This is a genomic window from Pantoea allii (genome assembly GCF_002307475.1).
In the GTDB taxonomy this organism is placed as follows: domain Bacteria; phylum Pseudomonadota; class Gammaproteobacteria; order Enterobacterales; family Enterobacteriaceae; genus Pantoea; species Pantoea allii.
The window spans coordinates 96,916-108,871 of record NZ_NTMH01000040.1 but is presented as its reverse complement, the minus strand read 5'-3'; the positions used below and the strand labels follow the sequence as shown (position 1 = coordinate 108,871).

The following is an 11,956-nucleotide window of genomic DNA, read 5'->3' as shown; positions in this document are numbered from 1 at the left end:
GGCTACAGCAGCTTGTTCTGAACTAACCACGCTTTCGCCACGCTGTTGGCATCCTGGCCCTCGACTGCGATTTTGGCGTTCAACTGCTGCAATGTTTTTTCATCCAGCGCGCTGAAAACGGGCTTTAGCCACGCGTCCATTTGGGGGTAAGCCTTGAGGACCGCTTCACGCACGACCGGTGTGGGAGCATAAATGGGCTGAACGCCTTTAGGATCGCTCAGGGTTTTCAGACCCAGCGCGGCAACCGGGCCATCGGTACCGTAAGCCATGGCGGCGTTGACGCCGGAGGTTTGCTGCGCGGCGGCGCCAATAGTGACAGCAGTATCGCCTCCCGCCAGCGACAGCAACTGATCCTGCTTAAGCGTAAAGCCATAAGCTTTTTCGAATGCGGGCAGTGCATCGCCGCGTTCGATAAATTCCGCTGAAGCCGCCAGCTTAAAGGTGCCGCCTTTTTTTAAATAGGCGCTGAGATCGTCCAGGGAGTTAAGCTGGTTTTTCTCGGCTACATCATTGCGCACCGCGATGGTCCAGGTGTTGTTAGCCGGTGCGGGCGTCAGCCACACCAGATGGTTTTTCTCGGCATCCAGTTTTTTGACTTTTTCATAGCCTTCCCGGGCATTTTTCCAGGCACTGTCTTTTTCGTCGTTAAAAAAGAAGGCGCCGTTGCCGGTGTATTCCGGATAGATATCCAGCTCTCCTGCGGTAATTGCCCCCCGCACCACCTGAGTGGCACCGAGCTGGATTTTATTGACAGTTTTGACGCCGTGCTTCTCCAGCACCAGCAGAATGACATTGCCCAGCAGGGAACCTTCCGTATCAATCTTGGAGCCCACCCGTACCGGATCGGCAGCGTGCGCCATCCCCAGACTAAGCAGTAAAACGCTGATGCCGACCAAACCGCGCATGTTTGCCATGTTACTTTCCTTATTAAATCATTCACCTGGAGTAGCGGTTGGCCGTGTGAATACCGTAACAGGCGCGCCCACCGTTTTTATTCGCTGCAATATTTTATTCGCTGCAATAAAAGCGTAGCCTGGCAATCGCATTGCGCGACCTGTTTTGTCCTGAAATCAGATACCGCTAAACCCTGACCGCACTGGTCAGGGTGCGCAGGTTAGGCCGGGAAGTTGAAACGGTCGAGATAGGCAGGAATACGGGGAAACGTATGGAGGAACCAGGGCGTAAACTGCTGCGGCTGCTGCTGCATTTGCTGTGCAATGTCCTGCATCGAGCGATAATCAAATGCGTCCGCCTCTTGCGGATTAAGCTGTGGCAGCTCGTCGCTGACCGCGAAAAACACATGACCGTACTCATGCTCTGTCAGCCCGTTACTGAGCGGCAGGTTATAGCTCAGCTCAAAGATGGGGGAAAGCGACAGCATCATCCCCATTTCTTCACGCAGGCGACGTTCGGCCGCATCTTTGGTGGATTCATGAGGATAAGGATGTCCACAGCAGGTATTACTCCACAATCCGCCGCAGTGATATTTATCACTGGCGCGACGCTGAAGCAGTAGCTCTTGCCGGGCGTTAAAAACGTACACCGTTACCGCGCGATGCAGTAATCCTTTTTCATGCACTTCCAGCTTTTCCATTTTGCCGGTGGGACGATCAAGATGGTCGACGAGGATAACTTCAATAGCAGACATGAGGATTCCTTGAGTTTATTCCTCATTATTCTGGCACAAGATCGGAGGGGTTGAGGGGAAAAAATTGTGCTGTTTATGCACAAATCTGTCAGAGGACGGCCCTTACGGCAGAAAACGTCAGGCCAGCCGAGGCTGGCCTGACTGTCGATTACAGTTTGAAACTCTGTACGACCTGTTCCAGTTGAAGACTCTGCGCTTCCATCGCCTGAGCGGCAGAAGACACCTCTTCCACTAACACGGCGTTCTGCTGAGTCGTCCCGTCAAGCTGTGTGATCGCGACGTTAACCTGCTCGATGCCCATGCTCTGCTCACGGCTGGCGGCCATGATCTCGCTCATCAGCGTCGTCACGCTGCTTACGCCCTGCACCAGTTCGTCCATGGTCTGGCCTGCCTGTTCAACCAGTTGACTGCCTGCATCGATATTAGCGACTGACTCTTCAATCAGTTTTTTAATTTCGCGGGCTGAGTTGGCTGAGCGCTGCGCCAGGTTGCGCACTTCCGATGCGACCACGGCAAAACCCCGGCCTTGTTCGCCAGCACGTGCCGCTTCAACAGCGGCGTTCAGGGCCAGGATATTGGTCTGGAAGGCGATACTGTCGATGACGCTGATGATATCGACCACCTTACGCGAAGAGTGGTGAATCTCGCCCATGGTCGTTACCACCTGACGGACAACCTCCGTTCCGCGCGCCGCAACCTTCGAAGCTTCACCGGCCAGTTGGTTAGCATGGGTGGCATTGTCGGCGTTCTGGCGGACGGTGCCGGTCAGCTGCTCCATTGAGGCCGCCGTTTCAACAATCGAACTGGCCTGATCTTCCGTTCGTGACGAAAGGTTGGTGTTGCCGCTGGCAATTTCACGCGACGCTGCGGATATGGCCAGCGCGCTGCTGCCCACCTGCTGCATTAACCCCTGTAGATAACTGATAAAGTGGTTAAAGCTCTGCGCTACCGCATTAAACTCCGGGCTGTTACTGGCTGGCAGACGCTGGGTTAAATCGGCACCGCCGGTCGACAAGGCTTCGATATTTTGGTTGAGCATGCTCAAACGCTTCATCATTGCGCGCATAAAACCCAACAGTACCAGCAACAGAATAATGGCCAGTGGGATCTGCACCAGACCCAGGCGCATCAGCATATTGTGAGACTGGGCTTTCAGCAGGCTGGACGATACGCTACTGGCCAGATACCACGGGCTGCCCGGAATGGCCTGCAGAAACAGCGTTTGCTCGCCGTCATTGCCGCTGTAAGTGGATTCCGTTGACTTCGTTCCCGCATTAGCCAGCATCGCTTTCAGCGGTGCCGCCATCGGATTTTGCAGATCGCTCAGGTTTTCGAGTTTTGGCGTGCCGTTAACCAGCGCCGCGTTACCCACGACTTTGCCGTCGGCCTCAACGATCAGTACGTCTCCATGAATCGCCTCGCCCATTTTTTTAGCCAGTTGGTTGAAGAAACCCAGCGTAACGTCGATGGTTGAAACGCCCCAGACGGAGCCGTCGCGGTAGATTGCCATGGCGCAGTTGGTACGCGGCTGTGGGCTGGCGGCGTCCTGATAGGCTTTAGCCCAGGCGCACTGCCCTTTTGGTGCCGCCATACCGTCTTTATACCAGGGCTGCTCCCAGTATTTGTCGGCTGCATCAGAGTTCCAGTAGGTATTAACCTGCAGCTTGTTGCTGGTATCGCGCGCAAAAAAGCTGCTGTCTTTCTCTTTACCCGCCTCCCGACGATTGGGTAAAGGCCAGATCCCGCCGCCGAAGACGTTACTGTCCTGATACTGGTTGACCAATGCTGGTAATAAGGTGTCGATGGCGGCGCTGTCGATCACCGACGCGGCCTCGGTGATGGCACGTTGCTGTGCCTGCACACGGTTCATTTGCTCAACAATGCCCGTTGCCAGGGAATCCACCTGATAGCGAATCAGGCGGCTTTCATTGTCGACCAGTTGCGGTGCGACAAACTGGTTGATCACCCAAACAGTGATTAACACTAGCGCAACAAAAAAGCCGATGAGTGTTGCTGTGAAGCGGGATTGCGTGGTCTTTAACATCATTGTTCCCCTGGACCTTTCGTGGCGCTATTGCCTGATCGGGGTTAACGGCACGGCAAAGGGGAACTTGAGTAGACCAGATCACAAATTTAACAAGTCATTTAACAATAAAGAAATTTAATTACGCCAGGTCAGTAACTTTTTTTTAAGCCAGGCGGTATCACCGCCCTGTCTGCGGTGATTATTCTGTCTTCACGACCTGCTCGCGCGGGCGGAATATATGGGTATTCCCGCTGGCGGAGAGCCGCTCACGCAGGTGCTGCCCGCCCTGGGCTTCGCTCTGGGCAAACTGGCGTTCCGCTTCGGTGACAGGCGTGGCCCACAGCAGCGTTGGCCGGTCACCCTCGCGCCGCGGCAACGAAAACTGGGCACTTTCCGGGGCCAGTTCGTTCGCTAACAGGTAACTTTCAAACCCCACCGGTGCCACCTCGGACGCCAGCGTATGTCCCTCACCCAGCCAGGTCAGTCGCGCCCAGGGCAGATGCACAAATTCCGCCAGTGCACTGGCCATCTGTACCGCATTGCTTTCAGTCATCACTTCGCCATCGACCGCCATCGCCAACTCTGCGCGGCGATACTGTGGTGCCAACTCATCAAACAGAAAATCGACCTGCGGCATGGGACGAATACTCATACCCAGCGTCAGGAAATACCAGATGCCCTGGTGATAGTGCTGAGACAGGGCCATGGGCGGCCAGTTACCCTGATCGATAGCATAGTATTTTACCGACTCACCAAACTGCGCCTGATAGCAGGCCAGTAAATCCTGTTGCACCTTGTCCCATTCACTTCCGTCGTGCCATTCACGCCAGAACTGGCGCTGCTGTTCGGCAAGCGCATAGTAATGATTGGTGGAGGCAGACCCGAGCGGTGCGGTAAGGCGGTTCTTTTTGATACAGCCCGCTGAAAAGCTGACCTGTTTATCCTGATACAGGCTCCAGCCTGGGATCACCGCCAGCAGTTGCCCGTAGTACCACAGTGCCGCACCCGCATCGCCCGGTTCCCAGAGTATTTGCAGGCCCGCCGCATCCAGTGGCGGTTCAGCGTCCAGATTACGGCAGTATTCCGCACTCAGCAGAGGGGCAATGCCCTGCTCCATGGCCTGATGATCTTCCTCGACAGGGGCAGGTAGCAGGTTACGTAACCAGCAGCCACGCACCGCAAACTGGCTACGAAACAGATCGGTGGGCCAGATATAGAAATAAGCAGTGCGCGCATCCTGTTCGACAATGGCCGTCAGGGTGCGCTGCTGATTGTGGACTTCAGCAATCAGTGATTGATACGTCATAGCGCCTCGTCAATACTTGAGGAATCCATTTTCCCCGAGGTTAGAGCAGGATCACGTCTGTCGCTATGACAGGCAAGGGTAAAACTCTCAAAGTGGAAGTGTTCAGGCAGGATGAGAAGCAGAGGGGTAAGAACCGCTCCCCCGAAGGGGAAACGGTTCTTACACCCGCACGGCCAGGGACGCTGGCCGTACTGAGGATTACTGGTAGGTAAACTGGGTGTTTTGCGTACGGACAGAGTCCAGACCAATCATCACGTTGAATTTGCCCGGCTCGGCAACCTGCTTCATCTGCTGATTCCAGAACTTCAGCGCATCAACGTCAATCTTGAAGGTGACCTGCTGGGATTCACCCGCTTTCAGCATAATGCGTTTAAAGCCGTGCAACTCTTTTACCGGACGGCTGATGCTGGCAACCGGATCGTTCAGGTAAAGCTGAACTACGGTTGCACCATCCACTTTTCCGCTGTTAGTCACGGTGACGCTGGCATCAATGCTGCCGTTGTGCGCCATTGTTTCTGATGACAGCGTGACCGGCGATACGGTGAACGTGGTGTAGCTCAGACCATAACCAAACGGATAAAGCGGGCCGTTTTCCGCATCATAATAGTGTGATGTGTACTTGTTCGGCTTGGCAAAATTGTAAGGACGACCGGTTGGAAGATGGTTGTAATAGATCGGAATCTGTCCCACTGAACGGGGGAAGGACATCGGCAGTTTACCCGATGGGTTGTAATCGCCAAACAGCACATCCGCGATAGCATTGCCCCCTTCCGTGCCGCTGAACCAGGTTTCCAGCATGGCATCGGCCATTCTGTCTTCATCAACCAGCGTCAATGGGCGACCATTCATCAGCACAATCACCAGCGGCTTGCCTGTGGCTTTCAATGCGGCTAACAGCTTCTGTTGCGAAGGTGGGATCATCAGATTACTGCGGCTGGACGCCTCGTGCGCCATGCCCTGCGCTTCCCCTACCGCCGCCACGATCACATCAGCCTGCTTCGCCTTTTCGACGGCCTCATCAATCATGGCCTGCGGCGAACGCGGATCGACGGCTACGGCCGGTTCATACATGTTGAGGAAGTCCTGAATGCCTTTGTTATCTGACACATTGGCACCTTTGGCATACAGCAGCGTGGCTTTGCCTTCCGTCGCGTTTTGCATGCCCTGCAGCAGCGAAACTGACTGTTTGGCGACGCCCGCCGCCGACCAGCTTCCCATCACGTCACGCTGGCTGTCGGCAAGCGGTCCGATTAAGGCAATGGTGCCGGATTTCTTCAGCGGTAAGGTATCAAGGCGGTTTTTCAGCAGCACCATACTTTTGCGCGCCACGTCACGGGCTTCAGCACGGTGTAAACGGCTTTCCGCGTTAGTGTCCTGCGGATCGCTCTCTTTCGGTCCAAGGTGACTGTAGGGATCGTTAAATAATCCCATATCGTATTTCACGTTTAATACGTGCCGTGCCGCATCATCGATTTCGGCTTTGCTGACGACGCCACGCTTCACTAAGTCGGGCAAATACTGGCTATAGTATTCATCGCTCATACTCATATCGACGCCAGATTTAATGGCGATACGTACCGCGTCCTGCGGATCGCTGGCCACACCATGCTTGATCAACTCTTTAATAGCACCGTGGTCGCTGATGGTGATCCCTTTGAATTTCCATTCATGACGCAGCAGATCTTTTAGCAGCCAGCTGTCGGCCGTGGCGGGCACGCCATTAATTGAATTCAGCGCGACCATCACGCCGCCGCTGCCGGCATCCAGCGAGGCTTTATACGGCGGCAGGTAATCCTGGAACATGCGCTGCGGGCTCATATCCACGGTGTTGTAATCCCGTCCGCCTTCCACCGCGCCGTAGAGCGCAAAGTGTTTCACGCTGGTCATAATGTTGTAGCGGTCCGCGGGGCTTTTGCCCTGCATCGCCTGCACCATGGTGCGCCCCATGGCAGAGGTTAAATAGGTATCCTCACCGAAGCCTTCTGAAACCCGGCCCCAGCGTGGTTCCCGGCTGACGTCAACCATCGGTGCCCAGGTCATATTTAACCCATCGTCCGCCGCTTCATAGGCGGAAATACGGCCCACATCGTGCACGGCGTCGAGATCCCAGCTTGATGCCAGTGCCAGCGGGATAGGGAAAATCGTTCGCTGCCCGTGTACCACGTCATAAGCAAAAAACAGGGGAATTTTCAGGCGACTCAACTGCATGACCTGATCCTGCATCGCGCGAATATCCTGACGCGTTACGGTATTAAAAATGGCGCCAACCTGACCTTTATGGATCATCTCACGCACGGCTTCTTTTGGCGTATCCGGCCCCACGCTGATTAACCGTAGCTGGCCGATTTTCTCGTCCAGGGTCATTTTTTTCAGCAGGTTGTTCACGTAGGCATCACGCGCCTGTTCGGTCATAGGATGGTGAGCGGTGGGCTCCCCGGCAAATGCAGGTTGCATAGCAAGGGAAACAGCGAGGCTAACAGAGCAAATCCATTTCATCAGGTTGGGTTCTCTTAAGTAACTGCGCAATATCGACTAAATGCAGGATGCCATCTTCAGAGCATAGCATGTAGCCTGCCGCTATCACACTGCGCCCAATGCAACTCACGTGCTACAGTAATGACGCATGCATAAGACAAGGGAATTGCCCATGATGACACCTTCTGCCCTGATCGCCGATCTCCGCCGCCTGGTCGGCTCTGGTAACCTACTTACCGAGGCTGCTCACACCGCCCGCTATCGCAAAGGCTTCCGTTCTGGTGACGGAGATGCTCTGGCCGTGGTCTTTCCTGCGACGCTGCTGGAACTGTGGCGCGTACTGCAAACGCTGGTTAATGCGGATGCCATTATTCTGATGCAGGCAGCCAATACCGGCCTGACTGAAGGATCGACGCCACAGGGGAACGACTACGACCGCCCGCTGGTGATTATCAGTACTCTGAGGCTGGATAAGCTACAGCTGATCGATAAGGGCAAACAGGTGCTGGCTTTTCCGGGCAGTACGCTGTATCAGCTGGAAAAAATGCTTGCGCCGCTGGGCCGTGAACCGCATTCCGTGATTGGATCATCCTGCATTGGCGCGTCGGTGCTGGGCGGCATCTGCAACAACTCCGGCGGTTCGCTGATCAAGCGCGGCCCGGCGTACAGTGAGATGGCGTTGTTTGCCCAAATTGATGCCCAGGGACGGCTGAAGTTAGTCAACCATCTCGGTATCGATCTGGGTACCTCGCCGGAAGAAATTCTGGGACGGCTGGACGATGACCGCTGGCAACCGAACGACGTTTTGCATGACGGCCGCCATGCGTCCGACCACGACTATGCCGAACGCGTGCGCGACGTCCATGCCGATACGCCCGCCCGCTTTAACGCCGATGCCCGCCGCCTGTTTGAGGCGTCCGGCTGCGCAGGTAAGCTGGCGGTGTTTGCGGTGCGCCTGGATACATTTGCGCGCGAACCCCAGCAGCAGGTGTTTTATATCGGCACCAATGATGCCAGCGTACTGGGCGATCTGCGCTGTCATATGCTGGCGAATTTTAAAAACCTGCCCGTCGCCGCTGAATATATGCATCGGGATATTTACGACATCGCCGAAGTGTATGGCAAAGACACCTTCCTGATGATTGATAAGCTCGGCACCGACAAGATGCCGCTGTTTTTCACGCTCAAAGGCCGGGTTGATGGCTGGTTAAGTAAAGTATCGTTTATCAAACCCCATTTAAGCGATCGACTGCTGCAACGCCTCAGCCGTCTCTTTCCTGCCCATCTTCCCAGGCGCATGAAACAGTACCGTGATAAATACCAACATCATTTGATGCTGAAAATGTCGGGCGACGGCATTGCGGAAGCACGCGACTACCTGCGTGAGTTTTTTCGCGAGGGCGGTGGCGAGTTTTTCGAATGTGAGGGCAAAGAGGGAGCGCACGCCTTCCTGCATCGGTTTGCCGCAGCAGGCGCGGCGGTGCGTTATCACGCGGTTCATGCTGATGAGGTGGAAGATATTCTGGCGCTGGATATTGCTCTGCGTCGTAACGATAAAGCGTGGTTTGAAAACCTGCCTGATGAGATTACCCAGTCATTAAGCCATCGCCTCTATTACGGGCACTTCTTCTGTCATGTCTTCCATCAGGATTACATTGTGAAAAAAGGCGTTGACGTGCATGCGTTAAAAGAAAAGATGTTGGCCATTTTGCATACTCGCGGCGCGGAATATCCGGCAGAGCATAACGTCGGGCATCTTTATGAAGCCCAGCCGCAGCTGGCCTCGTTTTATCGCAAGCTCGATCCGACAAACAGCTTTAATCCGGGAATTGGTAAAACCAGTAAACTGAAAGGCTGGGCGGTAAAGCAGCCCTGATTGCGCAAAAAGCATATCTACACAGAGAAATACGGGCGGCTGGCAAAAACGGCCGCCCGTTTATTTAGCGAGGCTGCTCGTCTGACGTCAGGTCAGAAGCCGCGTCAGCAGCAACCAGCTGGCGGCGCTCAATAATCATGGTTTGCGGCGTAGACAGCACAATGCCCTCTTTGCGTAAGCGGGTCAGGATATCGAACAGCAGATCGCTCTTTGCCCCGGCGATCTGGCGCTGACTGGCGACGTTGCCGGTGACACTCAGCACAATGCCCTGGGACGTAAGATCTTTGAAAGACACCGAGGGTTCCGGGTTCTCCAGGATGCGCTCGTTTTCCTCATATACTTCCAGCAGGATCTCCCGTACCCGCACCGGATCAATATCCAGCGGGAACGTGAGCGTAATGGTCACTACGCCCTGGGCATTGCCCATGGTGGCGTTACGCACGTTCTGAGAGATGAACTGCGAGTTAGGTACGATCACTGTCGATTTATCCCCTAACTGAATTTCGGTGGCACGCACGTTGATGCGGCGAATATCCCCCTCAACCCCGCTGATCGTCACCAAATCCCCAACTTTGACCGGGCGTTCGGTCAGCAAAATCAGACCGGAAATAAAGTTTTTAACGATTTCCTGTAGACCGAAACCAATACCTACCGACAGGGCACTGACGATCCAGGCCAGTTTGTTCCACTGTAGCCCCATGATTGACAGCGTCAGCAAAATAATCAGGACATAGCCTACGTTGCTGAACAGCGTCACCAATGACATGCGCATGCCGCTGTCCATCGTGGTCTTTGGCAGGAAGTCGTTATCAAGCCAGCGACGTACCGAGCGCAGGATGTAAATGCCGACGATCAGGCACAGCAGCGCGTTAACCAGGTGCGCCGGGACAATATTCAGCGACTCAAGGCCCTTACCGCCCCAAAACTCAATCGCCTTTTGCAGCAGCTCAATCGGGGTTGAGGAGGCAAAAGTGCCGTTCAGCAACGCCAGGGCCACGAACAAGATCAGAAAGGTTTTGCCGATCGCCGCAAGAATGATGGCAACCTGCTGCAGGTGGCGCTCATCTATATTCAGTGAGCCCTGAATGCGCTTGCCCGTGGTGTTATTGACTGAGAAGAGACTTTCACAGCCGTCATTAATCAGATGACTAAGTATGTAAAACGAACCAAACAAAATGCCACACCACACCAGCTCGTAGCTTAAAAACCGCGCCAGCGTGACGTAACCAATCACCAGCGACCCCAGAATCGTCAGGGAGGTCAGCGTCAGGGCCATCTGAATCAGCCCGACCAGCGTAGAGCGCGCTTCCGGCGGCGTTCCTTCCTGGGCCAGACGCCGACGTACGCGCTTGGTGCGCATGCTGATTGCCAGCGCCGTGCTGCCGATGAGCAAGGCGGTCAGGCCATTGGCAAAAATACTGGTATTCAGGCTGGTACCGGCGGTGTAGTTAAAGGACTCCACCGTCTGGAAAATAAACACCAACAGTGCGGTAATCGGCGGGAAAGGTTTCAGGGCCAGCGCCACCTCATTGGAAATGGTGGGTAAACGCCAGCTTGGGCGACGCGTGGACAGGAAGGCACGCCCCAGCCCGGCAATCAAACCGCTATAAACGCTTAATTCGACCAGGCGGTAGATAAAATCCTGCACGTCGCTGGACACTTCATCACGGCGGGTAAAGGCCTGGGACACAAACGCAAAGGTCAGTACCACCGCCGCCAGGCTGGTCAGGGCCACGGCGGTCGCTAAAAAGCTACGGCGCAGGCGTCCTTCCGGCAATTTGTTGATGCTGACCCAGGCTAAAAACTCTTCACCATAGCGGCGTCCCAGCGTCATCACCAGCACGGCGGCCAGCAACCAGCCAATCGTGCCAAGACGCCAGCCCGATTCCCAGGACAACGAGGCGGTATTCTTGAGCTCACTTAAGAAATCGCCAATTTTTTCATCGTCAAGATCCTGGCTGCTAAATACCGGCGACCAGAAACGCGGCCCAAAAATGCTGCCGGAGTTAAGTGCCAGTTTGTTTTTTAGCTGATCGCGACGCAGGTTGACGATTTGCGATGACAGCATCAAGGCGCTGTTTTTAATGCCTTCCGCCTGCTTAATCTGATCGTCGAGCTTACTTTTCTGACTTTCCAGCGCGCTGCGTTTGCGCGTGACGTCTGCCGTCTCTTTTACGCCACTCTCCGGCTTGGGTGCCGGACCAAGCACCGCCAGCTGAGCTTCGAGCTGCTGACGATCGGGCTGCAAAGCCTGAGCAAGCGTATCGGTATTGCCTGATAGCTCCAGCGCCATTTCATTAAGTCGGCTGAGCTTGTTCTCGTCACTTTCAACGGACACCTGGCTCTTAATTTTGTCGAGGATTTTCTGCATTTTGGGCAGATCGACTGACGCGTTGACCTTGGGCTTGTCATCGGGCTGCTGCGTCGCGGGGGTCGCCTGAGCCGGATCATCCGCGGCAACGCTTAACGCAGGCGCAAGGGTGAACGACGCTAAAAATATCAGAACAATAAACGATCGTAACGTAAGCATATGAATGAGATTCCGGCACAGTAATCAGGCGAATCACCCTCGCCATTTGCGGGTAGTTTAGGTGGTCGCCTGCCATGAAACTATAGGAATACCGA

7 protein-coding genes are annotated in these 11,956 nt (G+C 54.9%); 1 reads left to right on the top strand and 6 read right to left on the bottom strand.

Translation table 11 applies throughout. The features are described from left to right. Positions 1-2: 2 nt before the first annotated feature. The 5 genes from osmF to bglX form a co-directional block, all read right to left on the bottom strand. Positions 3-905 (bottom strand): glycine betaine ABC transporter substrate-binding protein OsmF, encoded by a 903-nt coding sequence (gene osmF, locus CMR03_RS17545; RefSeq protein ID WP_241567315.1) that lies wholly within the window; start codon positions 903-905, stop codon positions 3-5. Positions 906-1,114: 209 nt separating this feature from the next. Next, positions 1,115-1,648 (bottom strand): isopentenyl-diphosphate Delta-isomerase, encoded by a 534-nt coding sequence (idi, locus tag CMR03_RS17540; RefSeq protein ID WP_096012169.1) that lies wholly within the window; start codon positions 1,646-1,648, stop codon positions 1,115-1,117. Between the two features lie 148 nt (positions 1,649-1,796). Beyond that, positions 1,797-3,692, bottom strand: coding sequence for a methyl-accepting chemotaxis protein (locus tag CMR03_RS17535; RefSeq protein WP_096012168.1), 1,896 nt, complete (start codon positions 3,690-3,692; stop codon positions 1,797-1,799). Positions 3,693-3,873: 181 nt separating this feature from the next. Beyond that, entirely contained in the window at positions 3,874-4,980 is a 1,107-nt protein-coding gene (locus CMR03_RS17530) for a suppressor of fused domain protein (RefSeq protein ID WP_096012167.1), read from the bottom strand. A 198-nt stretch (positions 4,981-5,178) separates the two neighbouring features. Next, entirely contained in the window at positions 5,179-7,476 is a 2,298-nt protein-coding gene (bglX, locus tag CMR03_RS17525; protein ID WP_096012166.1) for a beta-glucosidase BglX, read from the bottom strand. A 151-nt stretch (positions 7,477-7,627) separates the two neighbouring features. Here bglX and dld point away from each other — a divergent pair, with 151 nt between their 5' ends. Beyond that, complete coding sequence (gene dld / locus CMR03_RS17520; protein ID WP_096012165.1) at positions 7,628-9,331, top strand: D-lactate dehydrogenase; 1,704 nt, start codon at positions 7,628-7,630, stop codon at positions 9,329-9,331. Between the two features lie 64 nt (positions 9,332-9,395). Here the strand turns inward: dld and CMR03_RS17515 are convergent, their stop codons facing one another. After that, positions 9,396-11,861: a DUF3772 domain-containing protein gene (locus CMR03_RS17515; protein WP_096012164.1), complete on the bottom strand. Its 2,466-nt coding sequence runs from the start codon at positions 11,859-11,861 to the stop codon at positions 9,396-9,398. Between the last annotated feature and the right edge of the window lie 95 nt (positions 11,862-11,956).

What these genes read in the sequence shown, in the direction of transcription:
- osmF (WP_241567315.1), bottom strand. Translation starts at nt 905, where the DNA reads ATGCGCGGTTTGGTCGGCATCAGCGTTTTACTGCTTAGTCTGGGGATG.
- idi (WP_096012169.1), bottom strand. Translation starts at nt 1,648, where the DNA reads ATGTCTGCTATTGAAGTTATCCTCGTCGACCATCTTGATCGTCCCACC.
- CMR03_RS17535 (WP_096012168.1), bottom strand. Translation starts at nt 3,692, where the DNA reads ATGTTAAAGACCACGCAATCCCGCTTCACAGCAACACTCATCGGCTTT.
- CMR03_RS17530 (WP_096012167.1), bottom strand. Translation starts at nt 4,980, where the DNA reads ATGACGTATCAATCACTGATTGCTGAAGTCCACAATCAGCAGCGCACC.
- bglX (WP_096012166.1), bottom strand. Translation starts at nt 7,476, where the DNA reads ATGAAATGGATTTGCTCTGTTAGCCTCGCTGTTTCCCTTGCTATGCAA.
- dld (WP_096012165.1), top strand. Translation starts at nt 7,628, where the DNA reads ATGATGACACCTTCTGCCCTGATCGCCGATCTCCGCCGCCTGGTCGGC.
- CMR03_RS17515 (WP_096012164.1), bottom strand. Translation starts at nt 11,861, where the DNA reads ATGCTTACGTTACGATCGTTTATTGTTCTGATATTTTTAGCGTCGTTC.